Genomic DNA, 20815 nt, shown 5'->3' with positions numbered 1-20815 from the left:
ACTCATTTTAATCTAATGAATGACAGCTTTTAAACTTTAATTTTTTGCTCTATTTAATATCCTTTAAGATCGCAATGATTTCAGTAATTTCACTGCGTAAGGTATTTATTTTGCCAATAGTTTCGGGGCTAAATTCTCCCAGATTGGCTTCTTTCTCAATAATAGATACATAATTGCTAAGATCCTTCAGCATAAAAATATCCAAACTGGATTTCATAGTATGCGAAAGTTTTTTGGCAGTATCAACATCATTTTTATGAAGCGCTTCTTCCAATTGTGCTACTTCATTCGGGATTTTTTCTAAAAACAAACTGATCATATCTTTTCTAAAGTCAGGATCTCCGCAGGAAACTTCATCTATAAAAGACAAATCGATATTTCGCTTTTGAGTAAGCGGAATATCTTTATTCATTACGGTTTTTATCGCTTCTAAAAGTACGGCCTGTTTAAACGGTTTTGGTACATAACCATTCATTCCTTCCTTATAACAGCGTTCTTGTTCTCCAACCAAAGAGTGCGCTGTCATGGCTATAATAGGAATGTTCAGCTTCATTTCATTTCTAATGTACTGCGTAGTTTGATACCCGTCTTTAACAGGCATCTGAAGATCCATTAGAACTAAATCATAGTTGTTTTTTGATAATAACTGAATTCCTGCTTCACCATTTTCGGCAATATCTACTTCATAACCAAAGTTGTAAATAACGCTTTTCACCAATTTTTGGTTTAAAACATTATCCTCACAAAGTAGTATTTTATATTTATCCGGATTATGTACTGGTAAAGCTGTTTTTATTTCTTCAATATCATCAGCTTTCTTATAAGTAAGCGTAAAGAAAAATTCTGAGCCATGACCCAATTTACTTTTTACCTGAATTTCAGAATGCTGTAATTCAATTAATTGCTTTACAATATTAAGTCCAAGTCCTGTACCGCCAAATTTTCGTGTTGTACTTTCTTCTGCTTGTGTAAAACGCTCAAAAATAGTTTTAAGCTTTTTCTCCGGTATTCCAATTCCGGTATCTTTAACAGAGAATCTAAGCGAATAATTATCAGCTGTTTCTGCAGTCTTTTTTACAGAAACGGTAACTTCGCCTTCTTCAGTAAATTTTAGAGAATTTCCGGCAAGATTCACCAGTATTTGGTTCAGTCTTCCCTGATCGCCAATTACCATTTCCGGCATATCGGCATCCAGGAAAAGATTAAATTCGACATTGGCAGGAACTTTTACCTTTAATAAATCATAGATATGTTTAAGGGTATTTTTTAAGTTGAATGGATGCGCATCGATAGTCAGATTTCCAGATTCTATTTTAGATAAATCCAGAATATCATTCACGATTAAAAGCAGGTTTTCTTCTGCAATTTGTACGCTATTGATATAATCACGCTGAATAGTATCAAGTCTTGTCTCAGCAAGAAGATCAGTAAATCCAATAATAGCATTTAATGGCGTTCTGATTTCGTGGCTCATATTCGCCAGAAAACTATCTTTTGCAAGAACGGCACGCTGTGCAATTTTTTTCTGTGCTGCCAGTTCTGTATTTTTTGTTCTTAATTCCAGTTGATTGATAATGTGCTTTGCCACAATCGAAAGCGCATTTTTTTGATTTTCATTCAGTTCTTTCGAAATATGATCGATTGCACAAATAGTTCCAATGTTATAACCATCGGGAGTTGTAAGCGGAATTCCGGCATAGAATCTAACTTTAAAACCATCGACTACATTAGGATCGTTTTTAAATCTTTCGTTTAAAAGGGTATCGCCAATTTCAACCATTTCTGAATCCAAAATGGTATAACGGCAAAAACTAATTTCACGCGGCACTTCAGATACTCCAATTCCAATTTCAGATTTAAACCATTGTCTGCTTTCATCTATAAAAGATATGTGCGCAATAGGCACGGCACATATATAAGAAACCAATTTAGTAGCATCGTCAAAGATATGTTCAGGAAGTGAATCTAATATATTATAACGTTTTAATGCAGCTAAACGTTCTGTTTCGTTGTGTGGTAGAGGTTGTTGGGGCTTGCTCATTCTAAAGAAAAGTAAAATGCAAAAATAGAATAATATTAAATAAAATTTGCCTGCTTGTTTGTAAATCTATCTGTATCAGGAAGAAAATTAAATTATGATGTTTATGGATACTATTCAATCAAAATGATAAAAACGTATCATTTTGAGAAGTATTTTATAAACATCACTATTTTGTGTTTTTAATGTAAGATGTTTATAAACAGATGATAATGTTTGATTCTGGATTGTAATACTATAATTGGTATCTAATTTGGAAGAGGTGTTTGAATTATAGAATTACGCTTTATTACTAAATTAAAATGCGATAAATCAAATATGAAAACCCAAGAACCGCCCGTAGATTTTTCAGACAAAGATATTCTGTCTGAACCCATTTTAGATAAAACCAACTTATTTTGCAACGATCAAAACCCTGAAGATCCAATTGAATTTTGGGTTGAAACTGCAAATTCTGATCATATTTTTTGGGTACAGGAAATTTGTGACATGACATTATCCTCTGCTTTAGCGCGGGGAACAGGTATTTCCGGGCGGTCGCCGGAACTTCTTAAAGAAAAAATAGAAAAAGGTGAAGCCGTTATTGCTTTTGCATTAGATGGAAGATGGGCAGGTTTTTCTTTTATTTCTTCGTGGGATAATAGCCGGTTTGTTTCAAATTCCGGATTAATAGTGGCTCCGGAATTCAGACATACCGGACTTGCGAAAAACATCAAAAGAAAAATCTTTGAATTAAGCCGTCAAAAATATCCCAATGCCAGTATTTTTAGCCTTACCACAGGTTTGGCGGTAATGAAAATGAACCACGAACTTGGTTTTGAACCTGTTACTTATTCCGAATTAACGACTGATGAGGTTTTTTGGGAAAACTGTAAATCCTGCGTCAATTGCCCAATATTACTAAATAAGGAAAGAAAAAACTGTTTGTGTACGGCAATGTTGTATGATTCGAAGAAACATAATATCCTGTAACTTTTAAAAATGATTATATAAGTGTTTGATTTTGAGTTTAAGTAATTTTAATAAAATTTAAAATTTAGAGTTATGAACACAAAAAATCCAAATCCGAATAACACTCCAAAGAGTGGTTCTGATAATCGAAGTGACATGAGAAAGCATCAATATAAAGATCATGATGAAGTTTTAACAAACGACGGAAAATATGATGTTGATACTCATAAATTTAAAGGTAAAGAACCTGATTTTGACGATAAGTTGAATAACGAAGAAAAAAAATAATTTTAAAACGTCTCAAATTCCTGTTTGAGACGTTTTTATTTTGAATTAATTATAGTTGTTGAAAACAATAATGACAATACTTTGCTAAGTATTCAACTAGAGAGGAGTTTATAATTGTTAATAAATTTTGCGAAGTAAAAAAAACTATGGTTTGATTTTTATAGATTTGCAAATCTATAATTTCCAAAAATTAGTTTTTTGGAAACAATTATAAAAGCCAAAGACAATGAAATCCGTTACCTCAATATTTTTATTTTTAATATTCGGTTATTCAAATTGTTACTCTCAATTGAGCTCAGATCAAATATGGGAAAGCTTTAAACAAGGAGAACGTACCAACTGCTCATCGATTGCTTTAATCAAAGCCGCTTTAAATATTTACGGGGTAGACAATCTTTTTGTAACTCAAAAAATAAACGAAAACGAGCAAAAAATTACGCTAAAAAATAATGCTTCCTTTAATCTAAAAAGTGCTGAACTCGATAAGGCCAGATTTTCTGCCGGGTTTGTTCTTATTAAAGATAATTGTGAGGCTGAAGCCATAACAGACTATGCCATACTAGCATACGCAGTAATGGCAAAATACAAACAGATAATTGATAAAGATGCCACTTTTGATAAAGCATTAGAAGATTTAGAAGATGGTGAAGTTTATACACCAACTATTTATAAATATCTGGGTTTTGAAAAAGGCAAACAAATTCAAAAATTAAAGCGACAATCCGGAAATGAATTTTGCGGAGTTGTGGCTTGGTCAAACGCACATGCCGTGTTTGTTTGCGAAGAATTTATGGATTATTACGGCAACAAAAAGAGTATTTGGATCAAATATCCGGGAAGATTTAGAATTATTAAGTCGCCGGACGATATAAGAAACAGCCATCAAATTGCCGAAATTCCTAAAGATACGCTCAGTTACGATGACGAAATTGAATGATATAACACTCATTGTTAAAGTTTTCTAAAAAAAAGAAATGAAATAAGTTGTGATTTAAGTTAATTTATATATTTTTGTCACAACCAACAACTAATTTACATCTACAAATGAAGAGCAAAATTATACTATTATGTGCCCTTTTCTTCTTGACGACTGGCGCTATCATGGCACAAGCAAAAAATGCCCCAAGAAGTATCATCAGTACAACAGCCTTAATTCGTAAATACCACGATCAAAAAGAATTGAGCGGTATGCAAAAAGGTGAACTTTTAGAATTGTACATCGAGCGTATTAAAGTTTTAGTGAAAACTCTTCCTTACATCGCTTTGGTTACAAAACCAGGAGTTACTATGGCAGATTTAGGTATTCCAGACGATGGAGACCACAAAAAAATCTTAGATAACCAAGCAATTGGTACTTCTACTTTCTTAGATACTACAGTAGAATTTCAAAGAAAAATGATGCCTTACTCTGATAAAGGAAACCTTATCGCAGCAATTTTATTCTACGAAAACACATTAAAATCTTTACACGAATTCAACGACTTGAACGAAATGTAATAAACATACAAGTTTGAAAAAACTTAAAAACTCCAAAGTCATTTGATTTTGGAGTTTTTTTTATGCTGTTTTTGAATGAGATTTTAAAACAATTCCAATTGATTATTGGGATTCGAAGGTTTGTTTTTTGGCGGTTTAGCATCGCCAAAAATAGTTCTTCCGCCATATTTATAGGATTCATCACGTTCTTTTTGAATCAAAGCATCAAAATTATCATTGGGCGTAAAACTTTCTTCGGCTTTTCTGGAGATTTCAGATAGTTTTTTAATCGCGTCTATTTTATCGCTGTTTCCAATTTTAGCGCGGTTTATAGCTCTTTGCAAAGTATCGATAGTTTCATCGTATATCTTTACAGGAACAGGAAACGGATGTCCGTCTTTTCCGCCGTGGGCAAATGAAAAACGCGCAGGATCTTCAAATCGGGTAGGAGTACCGTAAATGATTTCGCTAACCAAGGCTAATGACTGCAAAGCTCTTGGTCCCATACCTTTTAAAAGCAATAATTCCTCAAAATCTTCAGGCCTGTTTTCGTGCGTTGTCCACAACATTGCCCCAAGTCTTTTCATATTCACATCTTCCATTCTAACATCATGATGCGCAGGCATAGAAAGATACTGCATTTCCTTCATGATTTTTGTTGGAGATTCTTTCGATAATTCTAAAATACCTTCTCTTGATTTTTCTGCCGCCTGAGCTGTAAGATTTAAAATAGTACCTTGATTTTCGCCATAAATAAAAGTATGAGGCTCATTTATAAAAGATTTTAAATCCTGCGAATGCCAATGGTATCTTCTGGCCGTTTTAGAATCGGGATTCATTCCCTGCTGAATAACAGCCCATTGCCCTTTATTATCCACAATAAAATTATGCTGGTACAATTGAAATCCGTCCTGAATAGCCGTGTTGTCTACTTTAGCAGTAAGTTTACTGCAGTTGGCAAGATTGCTGCCATCAAGACCTGTTTTTTCACCCACAAATAAAAGTTCCTGTGGTGTTAAAAGTGAATGTTTTCCTTTGCCGCCGCAAATATAAATTCCGAGTTCTTTTGAATGCGGGTTTACCGATTTTTTTAATGCGCCAAGTACAGAAGTTGTAATTCCTGACGAGTGCCAGTCCATTCCCATAACAGCACCAAAACTCTGAAACCAAAAAGGATTGCTGAGTTTACTTATAACTTCAGAAGTAGAAAATTCCATGGCAATCGTTTCTACAATGGCAAAGCCAAGTTTAGCCATACGTTCAGATAGCCATAAAGGAACTTGTCCATAATGTAATGGAAGATCTGCTGTACCGGAACGTTTCATGGAATATTGAGTTTTTACAAAAATACGAAAAAAGACGTTATTAATAATTTGCCATTCAAGCTATTAAAGAACTACTTTTTATCGTCCCATTCTCTTTTGAGCATGGCATATTGAAATTCGCTTCCCCATTTTCCTTTAAAAAATATATTTTCAATGAAATGCCCTTCTTGTCTAAAACCAATGCTTTTTAGCAGATTAATCGAAGCAATATTTTCTGCATCAACGATTTCGACTACGCGGTGTATTTTTATTTCATCAAACAAAAATGATAAAATCCCCAAAAGAACTTCTTTAGCATAACCCTTTTTTTGTTCCAGATGCGAAATCGTGATTCCTATTTCGGCAATTCTTGGATCATATTCGTCAAGTTTAATGGCGCAGTCACCAATAAGTTTTCCAGTTGTTCGATTTTCAATTCCATATTGTACCCATTCTCCGGCTTTACCAAAATACTTACTGGAATTATCTTTAATAAAATATTCTGCCTGTTCCATTGTCATAACATCAAAACCCTGATATTTTGTGACTTCTGGATTGGAGCGATAAATAATGAAATCTGATAAGTCAGATAATGTTAAATGTCGAATAATAAGTTGTGCAGTTTCTATATGTAAAGGTTTTTCAATCATTTAGTTATCTAAAATTTTAAAAATGAATTTTGGTTCAATGAAAGTAGACCAATTTCATTGAATTTACAAATAAGAAAAAAACAAGTTTTTTGGCTTAGTCACTTTATGAGTTTTATGTAAGTAAAAATTTATTTTATCTAAAAAGCGAATATCATTATAAACAAGGGTGAATTTTTTTATATTCTCATTTTCAGAGGCTTAAATTATCAAGTTTGCATCTATATTTATTCTTGATTTTTTATTTTCTTAAAAATTATATATAATTGATTGTTAGGTTTTTATGTAAACGAAATCGTTATATAAGTCTTGATTTTTTGTCAACCTTTTCTTTAATTTCTTTTTTAAGTATAGTTTCGTTATGCCCTTTTTAAGGCACTAACTATTTAAAAACCAAAACTTATGAGAAACAAATTACATGCTATTTTTTTTAAAAGAGACTGCCATATTTTACTATGGATTTTTTTCGTTCTCTTAACTTCAAGTTCTTATGCGCAGCGCGGTTATTATGATGCGCCGTACAAAAGATACGAAGCCAATTTAGGTCAATTGTCTAATGGCGCAACAACTACTTCAAAATCATATGTACAGTCTGATCTTCAATCAGAAGCTTCAGATCAGCAATGTGTGAATCTCTCTGCTACAAATGCCACAGTTCAATGGACACTTACAGAAGCTGCCGACGGACTTGTAATTCGTTACAGTGTTCCTGACGGACAATCGGGAACTGTTGGCGTGTATAACGGAAACACAAAGCTTACAACGCTTACTTTGACTTCAACATGGTCTTGGGAGTATTTATGGAGCAACGGAAATCCGAATAATAACGGAATCACGAATCAAAACCCAAGAATGCGTTTTGATGAAGTTCGTTACAAACTTCCTGCTAAAATCGCGGTTTCGGGAACTTTAAAAATTGTGAGAGAATCTGGTAACATTCATTTGGATTTTGCAGAAATGGAACCAATTCCAACAGCGGTAACAGCTCCGTCAGGTGCGGTAACGTATAGCGGAAATGGAAGTGATCTTCAAACTTTTATCGATGCAAACGGTGGTAAAAAAATCTTTGTTCCAACTGGAGTTTATAACGTAAACCGAGAATTGTATTTTGGTTCGGCAAACACTTCCTTAATTGGTGCCGGAATGTGGTATACTCAAATTAATTTTACCAATACGAGCAGTTTAAACGGAGGATTGCGTGCCAATGCCAGTAATATTTCATTTACCGATCTTTATTTAACGACAAACTCGGCTTCGAGAAGTAATTCTTATAAAGGTATAAATGGAGTTTTCACAAGCGGTTCAATCGTAAAAAATATTTGGGCAGAGCATTTTGAATGCGGCGCCTGGATTGCACAATACAATACCGGAGGACCTGCAATTGCAGATGGATTTACATTATCACATTGCCGTTTTAGAAACAATTATGCGGATGGAATTAATCTTTGTAAAGGAACTGCAAACTCTGTTGTAGAGCATTGTAATTTCAGAAACAATGGTGATGACGATCAGGCAATTTGGTCTGCTGACGGATTGGAATGTATCAATAATACGTTTCGATACAATACTTCCGAAAACTGCTGGCGTGCTTGCGGCCTTGCTATTTACGGCGGAAAAAACAACAAAGGATACAATTTGATTATCAAAGACAATTTAGAAGCGGGTATCAGAGTGAGTAATAATTTTCCGGGAGCGCCATTCAACAATGACGGAATGCACGAAATTCACGATATTACGGTATCAACTTGCGGAACTTTTAATGACACATACAATAATCCTGTAGCTGCAGTAGATATTTTTAGTGCTACAAATGCCGGATCTCAGGTTAAAAATGTACAGCTTTATAATATCGATATTAATGATTCAAGAAATGATGCGATTTCTATCAGCAAAAGATCGGGAGATGGGATTTACAATCTTTCATTTAAAGACATAACGGTTAACGGAACTGGTAAAGAATATCCAAACAATAATGCATTGAACAGAAACTGGGGAAGAGGTTACTTCGTACTTATTGCAGGTTCGCCTAGCGGAAACGGTACTTATTGCAATATGAATTATTCTAACAGAGGCGGAAATGCTGCAGCAAATGAAGAAATTAGTGCCATTGGTTCATTTTCATGGACACAAAGCAGCAACTGTTCTACTGTAAATGTTCCGGTTACGGGTGTTACCATTTCTCCAACAACGGCAACTTTAGGCGTTGGTGCAACACAGCAATTAACACCAACTGTTGCTCCGGCAAATGCTACAAACAAAAACGTAACGTATAGTTCTAATAATACGGGCGTAGCAACGGTTAATAGTTCAGGTTTAGTTACGGCAGTTGCTTCGGGAACGGCAACGATTACGGTAACAACGCAGGATGGAAATAAAACGGCTACATCTGTAATTACTGTGAATTCATCAAATGTTGCGGTTACAAGTGTGAGTTTGAGCCCAACATCGGCAACATTATCTGTAGGCGGAACACAGCAATTAACGCCAACAGTTTTACCATCAAATGCAACAAATAAAAACGTAACGTATAGTTCTAATAATACAGGCGTTGCAACAGTTAATTCATCTGGTTTAGTAACAGCAGTTGCTGCAGGAACCGCTACTATTACAGTAACCACTGTAGATGGAAATAAAACAAGTACAGCAGCGATTACGGTTAATGCTGCAACAGGAAATTATTTTACAATTAAAAACAGATGGACTGGTAATTATTTATATGATGCCGGAGCAAATGTTGGATACGGAGCAACGGTTGCGAACAACAATTACAAATGGGAAAAAGTTGCGGTTGATGCCACTTTTTATATCCTGAAAAATGTGGGTACGGGAGATATAATGAATATTGAAAACTTAACTGGAGCGGTGCAATGTACGGCAGGATCAACTGGCTGGTGGAGTGCACAATGGTCAAGCGAAAATGTAGACGGAACTTATGTAAGAATCAAAAACAGATGGCAGACAGGAGCTATGATTCACATTGAAAACTTAAACGGTTCTGCTCAATATAACGGAGGTCAAAACAATTGGGAAAGTGCGCAATGGCAGTTTCAATCTACTTCGACATTAAAAAAAGCTAATGTTGAAGCAGAAGTAAAAGTTGAAAATGCTGTAGTTAATATTTATCCAAACCCGTCGGTTAACAATGAATTTAATGTTGTTTTACCGGAATTAGAATCGGGTGATTCGGCAACTGTAACGGTTACAGATATTAACGGAAGAAAAGTTTTGGTAAACAAAATCAATTCTTCTGCAAAAATCAATCATCATTTAGCTTCTGGAATTTATGTGGTTACAATAAATTCTAATGCTTTTAATGTTTCTAAAAAGTTGATTATTAAGTAATAAATTAGAATTTTATGTAAAGGTTTAAACTTTTACAGTTCAAATTATTCCTCTTTAAAAACGATCAGATATGTTTTATATCTGGTCGTTTTTTGTTTTTCTAAATATTTTCTCTATTACTTTCAAAATACAGAATTTCTTCAAAATTGGTGTTCAACTTTGCCTAATAATTTAATTGTTTTCTATGAGGAAAAACTACGTTTATTTTAATCACCAAGCGTAATTATTAATTTCTAATTTTCATTTAAAATGCGAAAAACGTTCCTCTTATTTATTTTTGGTATGACTTCTATTTGTGCCCAAAACACAGTAAGTGATACAATTGCAGTACAAGACACTGTACACAATTTAAAATTTAACTACAAACAATTAATCATTCCCAGCGTTCTTCTTGGTTATGGTTTTATTGGTTTAGAAAGTGACCAGCTTAAAACTTATAATGCACAAATTAAGGAAGAAGTAAATGAAGATATTGATCACAAAGTTTCTATTGATGATTTCTCGCAATGGGCGCCTGCGGTTTCTGTATACGGCTTAAATGCTTTGGGTGTAAAAGGAAAAAATAATCTGAAAGACCGTTCTATTATTTTAGCGAGTTCTTATTTAATGATGAGTGCTTCGGTTTTTGCTTTAAAAAATATTACTAAAGTAGAAAGACCTGACGGATCTTCTAACAATTCTTTTCCTTCAGGACATACTGCCACCGCTTTTGCCGGAGCAGAATTTATGTATCAGGAATATAAAGACCAATCGATTTGGTATGGTATTGCAGGATATGCGGTCGCGACAGGAACGGGACTTTTTAGAATGTACAATGACAGACACTGGCTTACAGATGTTGTTGCAGGTGCAGGAATTGGAATTTTAAGTACGAAAGCCGCGTATTGGATGTATCCGTATTTGCAGAATAAAGTTTTTAAATCTTCAAAAGAAAACAAAACTACATCGATGATTATGCCTTTTTATAACGGAAAAGAATTGGGCTGCAGCTTTGTGAGACAATTTTAAATCTGACTTTAAAACAAAAAAATATTCCATAGAGAGAATTAAAAAAAATCTTTCTATGGAAATTCTATTTTATAAATCTATTAAAACGTTGAGCGCTCCGGGCAGTATTTTTATGTTTAATTTATTTGTTTTTAAATTATGCTGTTCTCCGTCAATTTGAGAATCGATAAAGATTTTTGACGGCATTTCAATTTGAACTTCTTTTACTAAAAAGTGCTGTGCTTTTTTGAATTTTTCGATTGAATTTCGAAGAACGTTAAAACCCAGAATAATTTTTTCTAAAAAAGACAATTTCGGAATTACAATCATGTCTAATAATCCGTCCTGAAGACTTGCTTTTGGAGTAAGACTCATATTGTAACCCATTTCGTTAGAATTGGATATAAACAACATAAGCGGATTTATTTCTAGAGTTTGATTGTCAAAATGCACAATCGTTTTTTGAGTCTTAAATTCTAAACTCGAAGACATTGCTGCTTTGATATAAGCCGGAAGTGTTCTTTTTCCTGCTCGTTCGTATTTTTTGATAATAAGTGCATCAATGCCAATGCCCATATTACTAAAAAAGTATTTGTCATTTACTCGTCCTACGTCCATTGCTGTTGCATGACCTTTTTTAATGATAGCAATTGCTTTATCAAAATCTCTTGGAATATTCAAATTAGACGCCAGTCCGTTTCCTGAACCTACAGGAACAATTCCTAATTTTATGGAAGTTCCTATAAGTGAAGAAGCTACTTCATTTATAGTTCCGTCACCGCCGCATGCAATTATGTAATCCGGATTTTGTGCAATGGCAGCTTTTGTAAGTTCAATTGCGTGCTTTTTTTGGTTTGTATAATCAACCTCAATTTTATATTTGTCTTTAGGAAACTGGCTTAAGATATAAGAAGCCGACAAATTGTGTTTGCCGCTTCCGGAAATTGGGTTGATTATAAAATGAATGTAGATCATTATTGCAAAAGTTTATTTGTAAAAAGGAAATCGGCGGTTTGGTACCACGAAATGGTTTCTTCTAAAAAAGACTGATCTATCTGAAGTGATTTCAAACTATTATCTTCTTTATTCCAGGAATAAAACGCCTGCTTTTTCTGATCAGATAAAATCATTACTTTATCTTTTTTCATCAGAACCAATTTTCGATAAGTTCCCATTAAAGCGCGCTGTTCAAATTGAGAATCCAAAACATTTTTTCCAAAAAAATCAGATTCATAATCCCAATGAAACAGCGAAAAAAGCGTAGGCCATAAATCAATTTGAGAACATTGCTGCGCTATTTTCTGATTTTGATTTTCGGGAAAATTAACAATGAAAGCAGGGATATGATAGTTTGCTACATCAATTTCATCTTTTCCGGCACTGCTCGCACAATGATCTGCAATTATTACAAAAACGGTATTTTTAAACCAAGGTTTTGTCTGGGCTTTTCTGAATAATTCTTTCAGTGCAAAATCCGTATATTTTACAGCACCTTCACGACTTGTTCCAGAAGGAATATCGATTTTTCCCGGAGGATAAGTAAATGGTCTGTGATTAGATGTTGTCATTACAAAATTGAAAAACGGCTTTCCGGTTTTATATTGTGAATCGGCCACTTTTAGCATTTTATTAAAAATGTCTTCGTCGCAAATTCCCCATGCATTTTCAAAAGTTACTTCATTGTCGTTGATATTATTACGAACCGTTTTGATCTCATCGCTCAATACACTTCCGCGTCCGCGATCGTAAATATTAAAACCGTTTCCTCCAAAATAAGCATTCATATTATCAAAATATCCGTCGCCGCCGTAGAAAAAATTACAATCGTATTTTCTCGATTTAAAAACACTGCAAATGGTATACAAATTTTGATTATCAGGTCTTTTTACAATACTTTGACCCGGCGTAGGAGGAATACACAAAGTAACGGCTTCCATTCCTCTAACGGTTCTGGTTCCTGTGGCATATAAATTTTCAAAGAATATGCTTTTTTGAGCAAGACTGTCCAGAAAAGGAGTGATGTTTTCTTTATTTCCAAATTCCTTTAAAAAGCTTCCGCTAAGACTTTCTACTAAAACAAAGACAACATTTTTGTTTTCAAGAGACGGAATGCTGTCTGTAATTTTTCTGTGAATAGAATAATCTTTTCTCGTATAAATAGAATTAGGATCGGCTAATTTCTTTTTAATAAGTCCAAAAGCTTTATCATTAGGAATGGAAGTATAGAAATCAACATATTTCATTTGGTTGTTTCTAAAAGCTGCAAAAAAAGAATAAATACCGGATTTTGATATTTCTGAATTGTATCTGTTTTGAGACCATTCTGCATGATTATTGGTTATAAAAAAGCCAAAAAATAAAGTAATACAAATAGTAGAAAATAAAACCGAAAGCCTCGTTTTTAAACTCGCTTTAGACGTAAACGTAGTTGTAAAAGCACCTCTTTTATAAAAAATAAACAGAAATACAAAAGTAAGCAGTAACACGCCGCCAATTAAAACGGGCAGGGGATACGACTGTTGAATGTTAGCTACAACTTCATGCGTATAAATAAGATAATCAACGGCTATGAAATTGAATCTTGTTTTAAATTCATCCCAAAATGTCAATTCGGCAAAAAAGGTAAAAACAAGAATAAAAACGGTTAAGGATGTAAAAAAGTAAATTAAGATTTTATCTAAAAAAGAACCAACCCATTTATTTGGCATTACAGTATAATATAATACACTGCAAATAGAGATGAAAGCAACAGTACCAAAATCAAAGAAAAGGCCTGTTAGCAAGGTTCTTAAAAGATCGATAATATTCCACGAAACTTCACTATACTGCCAAAGGAAAAAGGAAATTCTTAAAAATTGAGATAGTATTAAAAACCAAAAAATAAAATGCATCAACAGTGAATATCTGCCGTACTTTGAAGATAATTTATTCATAATTATTATTTAACATTCGTCTGCAAATTTTATATTGCAATTCTGAATTAATTTTGAATTTCATTTTGGATACCGTTAAAACTTGTAACTGTACTCAAAACGAACGACTTGTGTTTCATAATAATCCTTGCTCGTATAGCGGAACCCTTCGCCTTGAATTTCTTTTTTGATTACCAGCGTATTGAAAATATCTGTGGCATTTAAAAATATTTCGCCTTTTCCTTTCTGCACTATCTTTTTGATACCCAAATCTGTAGAAAAGCGTGAATCCATTTTTCCCTGCGGAATTATGTCTGGTGCGAGATATACCATAGAAACCTGCCCGGAAAGTGTTTTATTGAATAAAAAAGTATTGTTCCATTTTACATTTCCTGAAGTTATTTCCTGAAGATTACTAGTATAAGTTGATGGAATTGGATATAAATTGGTGACCGTAAAGGCGTCGATTGTATTTTTATATATGTTTCCATTGATGTTGAAAGAATACCACGAATTGATTTCTTTTGCGTACACAATTTCGGCACCAAAAGAAGAACTTTCCAGAGCATTTTGAAATACATTATAAATCAGTGAACTGCCGGAAACTGTAGTCGCGATTCGGGTAATAGTTCCATTGATAACGCGGTAATACAAAGAGGTTAAAAAATACCCTTTATTAAAATCGGTTTTATAACCCACTTCAAACGCACTTGTATATTGAGGACGCAGGGCAGGATTCCCTACTTTAATAATTTCGGCATCATCGTATTTTGGGAAAATTCGAATATCGACTTCATTTGGTCGGTCAACGCGGCGGTTATAAAAAGCGGTAAATTTGTTTTTATCATCGATTTTATAAGCCAGTTTAACACTTGGGAAAGGTTCTGTATAATTGTATCCGTTGCTTTTATAAGTAGGATGATTAGGATTTACATCGTACTTAAGATCAACATATTCATAACGAAGTCCCAATTCTGCTTCAATTCTTTCACTTTCATAAATGTAACTGCCATAAACAGCCGGAATGATTTCTTTATAAGTCGCCCAGCCTCCGGCATTTGCATCTATTGGAGAATTTTCTCCCGGAAAAAACTGCATATTGGTAGGAATTTCTCTGTTTCTAAATTTAATTCCGGTTTCAAAACGACCGTATTTTAATGGCTGTACATAATCTAAATTAAGATCGATTACTTTTTCATCTGAAAGCAGTTTAAAAGCATCTTGTCCTCTGGATGCCGGCAAAATATTATCAAAGAAATATTTTTCATCTTCCTGATGATACGTATAATTAATTCCGGCATTTAATTTACGCCCAGCCTGTTTGAATTTATGCTGATAAGAACCGCTTACCATAACGGTTGTTTTAAGCTCGTCTTCTAAAAACTGCCACAAACGCAAACGCTCCGTATTATCCTGATTAAAAAAGGGTTCGTCTCCGTGATCGATAATTTTTTCACGGCCATAAAGACCAGAAAAAGAAAAAGTATTTCGGTCGTTATAATTCCAGTCAATTCCGGTTTTAAGCGTAGTAAAATGCGTATCCCGATTTCGCTTTGTCTGCTGATTAATTATGCTGCCGTCATCATAAGTTCTGGTAACAAATTCATTTTTGTTGAGCGTTTCTGTGTAGAGATAATCTGCTTGCAAATAGGCGTTTATTTTATCTTTTCTGTAGTTTAGCGAAAGACTCGGATTAATTTTTGGCGTCACTTTATATTGCGGTCTTATCGTTGGCAAATTCGCCTGACGCTCCCATAAAGCTCCGTATCCAGAACTAATTCCTATTTTTCCGTTTAAGCCGTCTTGTTTGTTTTTTTTGTAGATAATATTGATGATTCCGGCATTTCCGTTGGCATCATATTTAGAAGATGGATTGTTAATAATTTCAATTTTTTCGATAGCAGAAGCCGGAATGTTATCCAGTCCGGACTGATTTCCAAATCCTGTTAAAGCGGTTTGTTTACCGTCGATTAAAATGGTGACTTTATCATTTCCTCTCAATTGTACTTTTCCGTTTTGAACGGTAACTCCGGGTAAATTCTGCATCGATTGTAAAACAGAACCTCCGCTTTGCGTAATATTATCAGCAACAGCAAAAACTTTTTTATCTAATGTTACCGGATTTTGCTGTGTTTTTGAACTAACAACGACTTCTGATAGAGTATTGATATCTTCCTGAATTTCGATGTTTCCGAGATCTAAATAATCTGAAAGACTGCCCACAAATAAAGTTTGCGATTTGGTTTTAAAACCAACAACGCTTACTTCTAAAATGTAGTTTCCGGAATTTACCGCTGCAATGGTAAAACGTCCGTCTTCGCCGCTTACGGTGCCAAAGAAAATTTTAGAATCTTTGGAAGATTTTAAAACCACATTAGCGTAAGATATTGCCCTTTTAGAATTACTGTCTTTTACAATTCCGGAAATGGTTACCGATTTTTTTTGGGCGGATAACTGCAGTACTATTATCAATAGAAAAGATAACAGCAGTATTGTTTTTGATTTCATTTGTACTATTTAAAAAAAGAATAGTACAAAGCTCATAACCGATTCTGTAGGAAGTTTGAATTTTTAAAATTTCACCTCGAAAATATGCAGATTATCATTAAAAAAATAATGAATTTCCCAGTGATTGATTTCGCATATTTTTTTAATGATCGCCAATCCGAGTCCATTTCCTTGTGAAGAAGGATTTACTTTTGAAAAACGATTGAAAATATTTTCTGCTGCTAAGGCTGTTTCCTGACCTGTGTTGGTAAATCGAACCGTATTTTTTTCTATTTGAATTTCTATTCTGCCATTCTTTTTATTATGACGAATGGCATTTAGGAATAAATTATTTAATAACACTTCTGCCAATGCCGCATTTCCCTGAACACTTAAAGTATCTTTAAAATCAGTTTGAATGGTCAGGTTTTTAGCTTTCGCCTGTTCTGTAAAAAAGTCCAGATGTTTCTCAAAATACTCATTTAAGCTAATGGTATTTTTTTCGAGATAACTTTCATTATCAATTTTAGAAAGTAATAAAAGATTCTTATTCAGTCTGTTGAGTCTTGATACATCTTTATTTAAAGAACCCACTAAAGTCGATTGTTCTTCGTTTAATTCTAATTGCTGGAGAATGTCAATTTTGGTTTGAAATAATGCTAAAGGCGTTTGAAGTTCGTGCGCTGCATTTTCTACAAATTCGCGCTGGCTTTTATAAATGGCCGTATTTTTTTCAATTAAACTTTCGAGACTTTTATTTAATCGCGCAAATTCGTCAATATCGGTTGGAATAAAATGAGGCGGATTATTTTTATCAATTTCAAAATCTTCTATCTGGCTTAATGTATTGTAAAAAGGTTTCCAGATTATTTTTGCTGATCTTTTTGAAATCCAGATTATTCCGGTAAGTAAAATAATGATGATAAACAGAAACATAACGGCTACGCTAAAAACCATTCCTTCCATTTCAACCAGATTTCGCTTTTCTATATAAGTATATCTTTTTCCGTTGATATCAACCGGAGCATACAATATTCTAAACGGTTCTTTTTCATTGGCTAAAGCTTCAAAAATCATTTTACCCACAATAGAATCTTTTGTTACACCCATATCTTTAACAATAGATATATTAGGATTGTATTTGTTCCAGGCGGCAATATCATTAGCAGTGTAATTATTGTGGCTTTCGTTTACAAAAGCCCCTTTATGAAAAAGCAGTACTTCATCGGTTTCATAAACATACAGCCATTGACAGATATAATAAAATACCGGCGCTGCTATCAATAGTATGATAACGGCATATAAAAGAAAGCTGTTTGTTGTTTTACGAAGTAGTTTTTTGTTATTCATTTTCCCATTTATAACCTAAACCGTACACTGTTTTGATATAATCGCCACTTCCGGCCTGTGTGAGTTTCTTTTTTAGATTTTTAATATGAGCATATATAAAATCATGATTGTCAAGCATATCTGCCATATCGCCAGAAAGATGTTCTGCAATCGACGATTTAGATAATACTTTATTTTCGTTGCCAATTAAAAAGAGGAGTAAATCCAGTTCTTTTTTGGTAATATCCAGTTTTATATCATTTACAAAAACTGTCTTTGAGAAAATTTCGATGACAATTTCATTGAATGTAATGCTGTTGCTTCCCTTAAAATTCTTGCGGCGAATAAGCGCCTGCATTCGAACCAAAAGTTCAGCAAGATGAAAAGGCTTGGTAAGATAATCATCTGCACCGAGATTAAATCCTTCCAAACGTGTTTCAAGGTTTTCTTTTGCCGAAATGATAATAACACCTTCTGTTTTATTCTTCGCTTTTAGTTCTTTTAATATATCAAATCCGTCACCATCGGGCAGCATTAAATCCAGCAAAATACAGTCATAATCGTAGCTGTCGATTTTGCTGAGTGCCAAATCGTAATTTTCGGCTGTTTCGCATTGAACGCCATTCGTTTTAAAGTACTCTTTGATGCTTTGTGCAATTTCTTGCTCATCTTCAATAATAAGAATTTTCATGCCGCAATTTACAAATGAATTTTGAAGAAAATCTGAATATTAATATCGCGTAAGCTTAAAATGTTTTGAAATAGCAGATTGTCAAATTTCTGCCATCATAAGATGGAGTTATAAATGACATTGATTTTTTTCGTTCTCCATGCCATAATTTTCTTGTAATATAGGGATTAATCCAATACGCAATTTTGGTACTCAAAATCCCAATTCCGGCACCAGCGGCAACATCTGTAAGCCAATGTCTGTTATTGTACATACGAAATATTCCGGTTCCTGTGGCAATGGCATAACCGGCAACGCCGTACCATATTGATTTGTCTTTATATTCCTGATATAAAAATTCTGCTCCTGCAAAAGCGATGGCGGTATGACCTGAAGGAAATGAATTGTTTGAGGTTCCATCCGGACGTTCTACATTACTGAGTGATTTTAAAGCAAAAACAGTTCCCACATTTATTATTGTTGAAGTGATTAAAATTACAGAACGGTCGCGCATATTATTTTTTCCTTCAACCCCAAATGCGTTGAGTGCGTAAACAGAAACAGCAGGAACATATCTGGAAAAATCATCTATCGAAACCTTACGATCAATATCCTCTGTAAATTCATCGCGTATTTGATTATTGAAGCTTTTGATCTGTCCGCTTTCATTTCCCCAAAAACCATATCCAATTAAAATTCCGGGAATAATAAGCTGTTTGTAATTGAAACGAATGTTTTTTATGGTATCAGTTATTATAGAATCCTTTGGCGCAGTATTTTGCCCAAAGACAGAACAAGTCAAAAACGGTAATAGAACTAAAAGAATAATTTTCCTCATAAATGATTTATTTAGAATTATAAAATTAGGGTTTTTATTATAAAGGGAATTTAACTGAAATATACTCATTTATAGTGATTTTTTTGATTTAGTCAAAAATTAACTTTGCCCCGGCTTTAATGCTGCAATATTTAAGAACTAAAAGAAACATTATGAGATTCTATTTAAAAGCATTTATATTTTTGATACTGACTTCGCTATTATTATCATGTTCTAAAGATGAAGAAATTGATACTAAAAATGCAGCAGATTTATCAGTTGCGGTTACGGCCAATTTAAATAACCCAATTGCAAATACCGATTTGACATTTAATTTAATAGCTTCAAATGCAGGCCCATTAGACGCCACAAATGTTGAAGTATTAAGCAAAATTCCTTCTGGATATACATTTATCAGCGCACAATTGTCTGACGGAACTTATAATGAAGAAACTGGTATTTGGTCTCTAGGCAAGTTTAGTAACGGTTCAACTGCAACATTGTCAATCCATGTAAAAATCAATGCATCAGGCGAATACAATACAAAAACAGTAATTTCTGGAGAGGAGAAGGATTTAATAATCACTAATAATGAAGTGACAACGGCAGTAAATGTAAAACCTCTTACAGATGATCTTTTATTTACCTATGAAATAGTGCAGGGAGCAAAGCCGGAAGTGGTAATTACAGGATTGTCTCAGCTTTGGAAAGACTTGACAATTTCGTCAAAATATGATTTGACCATACCATCCAAGATAGAAGGATATCCGGTTACAAAAATTGGTGGTCACGCATTTGAAAGTCAAACAGAAATTAGTAGTATAACAATTTCTAATGGAGTTACAACTATTGGGGAATACGCTTTTGTGTTTTGCGATAACTTAACAGCTGTTTCAATACCAAACAGCGTTACCAGTATCAAGCAATATGCATTTAAAAGCTGTCCGGGTTTAACCAATATAAATGTTCCAGATACAGTTGAAGAGATTGGTAACGGTGCTTTTATGGATTGTATTAACTTAACAAGTTTTGCAATACCTAACAATTTGAATTCTTTAGGAGATGTCGTTTTTTTAAATTGTCCTCTTGTTGATTTTACTTTAAAATCCAATTCTTATTTTAGTGTAATTGATGGGGTATTATTTAATAAAGAAGTTACGGCATTGCGAAATTTTCCTAGTGCTAAATCATCCGATGCCTATGCAATACCCGAAGGCGTTACAATGATAGAAATAGCAGCTTTTGCATATGCTGCAAAACTAACAGAAATTACGATTCCTGAAAGTCTTACAACAATTCAGCAAAATGCATTTGCTTACTGTACCGCTTTAAAAACCCTTACAATCCCAAAAAATGTTGTTCAAATCTCTTTCTTTGCTTTTAGCTATAATACGAATTTAACAAGTGTAACAATCAATTCAACTACTCCGCCAAATACTGACAGGCCTTTTCTTAATTGTAAAAATCTTAAAGAAATAAAAGTGCCAAATGCTTCTTTAGAAGTTTATAAAGCAAGTGTAGAGTGGTCTATTTATAAAGATATTTTAGTGGCTCAATAATTTTTTCT

General features: G+C 33.8%; 16 protein-coding genes. 7 read left to right on the top strand and 9 right to left on the bottom strand.

Annotation, left to right across the window (positions count from 1 at the left end):
- Window positions 1-49: 49 nt before the first annotated feature.
- The gene (locus J2Y38_RS11435; protein ID WP_309842491.1) at window positions 50-2041 is read right to left on the bottom strand and encodes an ATP-binding protein; all 1992 of its coding nucleotides are present in this window, start codon (window positions 2039-2041) and stop codon (window positions 50-52) included.
- Between the two features lie 315 nt (window positions 2042-2356).
- Here J2Y38_RS11435 and J2Y38_RS11430 point away from each other — a divergent pair, with 315 nt between their 5' ends.
- The 4 genes from J2Y38_RS11430 to J2Y38_RS11415 all read left to right on the top strand — a co-directional run bounded on the left by J2Y38_RS11430 (window position 2357) and on the right by J2Y38_RS11415 (window position 4774).
- Entirely contained in the window at window positions 2357-3010 is a 654-nt protein-coding gene (locus J2Y38_RS11430) for a GNAT family N-acetyltransferase (protein WP_309842488.1), read from the top strand.
- A gap of 72 nt (window positions 3011-3082) precedes the next feature.
- The gene (locus J2Y38_RS11425; RefSeq protein ID WP_309842487.1) at window positions 3083-3277 is read left to right on the top strand and encodes a hypothetical protein; all 195 of its coding nucleotides are present in this window, start codon (window positions 3083-3085) and stop codon (window positions 3275-3277) included.
- A 226-nt stretch (window positions 3278-3503) separates the two neighbouring features.
- The gene (locus J2Y38_RS11420) at window positions 3504-4214 is read left to right on the top strand and encodes a hypothetical protein (RefSeq protein WP_309842484.1); all 711 of its coding nucleotides are present in this window, start codon (window positions 3504-3506) and stop codon (window positions 4212-4214) included.
- A 107-nt stretch (window positions 4215-4321) separates the two neighbouring features.
- Window positions 4322-4774, top strand: coding sequence for a hypothetical protein (locus tag J2Y38_RS11415; RefSeq protein WP_053470390.1), 453 nt, complete (start codon window positions 4322-4324; stop codon window positions 4772-4774).
- An 83-nt stretch (window positions 4775-4857) separates the two neighbouring features.
- On the opposite strand, the gene J2Y38_RS11410 is transcribed toward J2Y38_RS11415, so the two are convergent.
- Both J2Y38_RS11410 and J2Y38_RS11405 read right to left on the bottom strand, forming a co-directional pair.
- Window positions 4858-6078, bottom strand: a complete 1221-nt coding sequence (locus tag J2Y38_RS11410; protein ID WP_309842480.1) for a DUF763 domain-containing protein — start codon at window positions 6076-6078, stop codon at window positions 4858-4860.
- A 71-nt stretch (window positions 6079-6149) separates the two neighbouring features.
- Window positions 6150-6707 carry a GNAT family protein gene (locus J2Y38_RS11405; RefSeq protein WP_309842478.1) on the bottom strand — a complete coding sequence of 186 codons (558 nt, stop codon included), beginning with the start codon at window positions 6705-6707 and terminating at the stop codon, window positions 6150-6152.
- A gap of 399 nt (window positions 6708-7106) precedes the next feature.
- On the opposite strand from J2Y38_RS11405, the gene J2Y38_RS11400 reads away from it, so the two are divergent.
- Together J2Y38_RS11400 and J2Y38_RS11395 are read left to right on the top strand one after the other, a co-directional pair.
- Window positions 7107-10046, top strand: a complete 2940-nt coding sequence (locus tag J2Y38_RS11400; protein WP_309842475.1) for an Ig-like domain-containing protein — start codon at window positions 7107-7109, stop codon at window positions 10044-10046.
- A gap of 249 nt (window positions 10047-10295) precedes the next feature.
- A complete protein-coding gene (locus J2Y38_RS11395) occupies window positions 10296-11054 on the top strand; it encodes a phosphatase PAP2 family protein (RefSeq protein ID WP_309842473.1) in 759 nt (252 codons plus the stop codon).
- A 69-nt stretch (window positions 11055-11123) separates the two neighbouring features.
- Here J2Y38_RS11395 and J2Y38_RS11390 read toward each other — a convergent pair whose 3' ends face one another.
- The 6 genes from J2Y38_RS11390 to J2Y38_RS11365 form a co-directional block, all read right to left on the bottom strand.
- The gene (locus J2Y38_RS11390) at window positions 11124-12008 is read right to left on the bottom strand and encodes a diacylglycerol kinase family lipid kinase (RefSeq protein ID WP_309842470.1); all 885 of its coding nucleotides are present in this window, start codon (window positions 12006-12008) and stop codon (window positions 11124-11126) included.
- Complete coding sequence (locus tag J2Y38_RS11385; protein ID WP_309842468.1) at window positions 12008-13966, bottom strand: sulfatase-like hydrolase/transferase; 1959 nt, start codon at window positions 13964-13966, stop codon at window positions 12008-12010. Before J2Y38_RS11385 ends, J2Y38_RS11390 begins: the two co-directional genes overlap by 1 nt.
- A gap of 75 nt (window positions 13967-14041) precedes the next feature.
- The gene (locus J2Y38_RS11380) at window positions 14042-16453 is read right to left on the bottom strand and encodes a TonB-dependent receptor domain-containing protein (protein ID WP_309842466.1); all 2412 of its coding nucleotides are present in this window, start codon (window positions 16451-16453) and stop codon (window positions 14042-14044) included.
- A gap of 63 nt (window positions 16454-16516) precedes the next feature.
- Window positions 16517-17782, bottom strand: coding sequence for a HAMP domain-containing sensor histidine kinase (locus J2Y38_RS11375; protein WP_309842463.1), 1266 nt, complete (start codon window positions 17780-17782; stop codon window positions 16517-16519).
- Window positions 17775-18452, bottom strand: coding sequence for a response regulator transcription factor (locus tag J2Y38_RS11370; protein ID WP_057119489.1), 678 nt, complete (start codon window positions 18450-18452; stop codon window positions 17775-17777). The genes J2Y38_RS11375 and J2Y38_RS11370 overlap by 8 nt, the downstream gene beginning before the upstream one ends.
- A 55-nt stretch (window positions 18453-18507) precedes the next feature.
- Window positions 18508-19269 carry a phosphatase PAP2 family protein gene (locus J2Y38_RS11365; protein WP_309842458.1) on the bottom strand — a complete coding sequence of 254 codons (762 nt, stop codon included), beginning with the start codon at window positions 19267-19269 and terminating at the stop codon, window positions 18508-18510.
- Between the two features lie 152 nt (window positions 19270-19421).
- On the opposite strand from J2Y38_RS11365, the gene J2Y38_RS11360 reads away from it, so the two are divergent.
- Window positions 19422-20807 carry a leucine-rich repeat protein gene (locus J2Y38_RS11360; protein WP_309842456.1) on the top strand — a complete coding sequence of 462 codons (1386 nt, stop codon included), beginning with the start codon at window positions 19422-19424 and terminating at the stop codon, window positions 20805-20807.
- Window positions 20808-20815: the final 8 nt, after the last annotated feature.

Origin of the sequence: Flavobacterium sp. 2755, assembly GCF_031455715.1 — a bacterium.
Classification (GTDB): Bacteria; Bacteroidota; Bacteroidia; order Flavobacteriales; family Flavobacteriaceae; genus Flavobacterium.
This window is presented reverse-complemented; position numbering and strand designations above follow the sequence as displayed.

Bases quoted from the DNA above. Each gene is read 5' to 3' on its own strand.
- J2Y38_RS11435 (WP_309842491.1), bottom strand. From the start codon at position 2,041: ATGAGCAAGCCCCAACAACCTCTACCACACAACGAAACAGAACGTTTA.
- J2Y38_RS11430 (WP_309842488.1), top strand. From the start codon at position 2,357: ATGAAAACCCAAGAACCGCCCGTAGATTTTTCAGACAAAGATATTCTG.
- J2Y38_RS11425 (WP_309842487.1), top strand. From the start codon at position 3,083: ATGAACACAAAAAATCCAAATCCGAATAACACTCCAAAGAGTGGTTCT.
- J2Y38_RS11420 (WP_309842484.1), top strand. From the start codon at position 3,504: ATGAAATCCGTTACCTCAATATTTTTATTTTTAATATTCGGTTATTCA.
- J2Y38_RS11415 (WP_053470390.1), top strand. From the start codon at position 4,322: ATGAAGAGCAAAATTATACTATTATGTGCCCTTTTCTTCTTGACGACT.
- J2Y38_RS11410 (WP_309842480.1), bottom strand. From the start codon at position 6,078: ATGAAACGTTCCGGTACAGCAGATCTTCCATTACATTATGGACAAGTT.
- J2Y38_RS11405 (WP_309842478.1), bottom strand. From the start codon at position 6,707: ATGATTGAAAAACCTTTACATATAGAAACTGCACAACTTATTATTCGA.
- J2Y38_RS11400 (WP_309842475.1), top strand. From the start codon at position 7,107: ATGAGAAACAAATTACATGCTATTTTTTTTAAAAGAGACTGCCATATT.
- J2Y38_RS11395 (WP_309842473.1), top strand. From the start codon at position 10,296: ATGCGAAAAACGTTCCTCTTATTTATTTTTGGTATGACTTCTATTTGT.
- J2Y38_RS11390 (WP_309842470.1), bottom strand. From the start codon at position 12,008: ATGATCTACATTCATTTTATAATCAACCCAATTTCCGGAAGCGGCAAA.
- J2Y38_RS11385 (WP_309842468.1), bottom strand. From the start codon at position 13,966: ATGAATAAATTATCTTCAAAGTACGGCAGATATTCACTGTTGATGCAT.
- J2Y38_RS11380 (WP_309842466.1), bottom strand. From the start codon at position 16,453: ATGAAATCAAAAACAATACTGCTGTTATCTTTTCTATTGATAATAGTA.
- J2Y38_RS11375 (WP_309842463.1), bottom strand. From the start codon at position 17,782: ATGAATAACAAAAAACTACTTCGTAAAACAACAAACAGCTTTCTTTTA.
- J2Y38_RS11370 (WP_057119489.1), bottom strand. From the start codon at position 18,452: ATGAAAATTCTTATTATTGAAGATGAGCAAGAAATTGCACAAAGCATC.
- J2Y38_RS11365 (WP_309842458.1), bottom strand. From the start codon at position 19,269: ATGAGGAAAATTATTCTTTTAGTTCTATTACCGTTTTTGACTTGTTCT.
- J2Y38_RS11360 (WP_309842456.1), top strand. From the start codon at position 19,422: ATGAGATTCTATTTAAAAGCATTTATATTTTTGATACTGACTTCGCTA.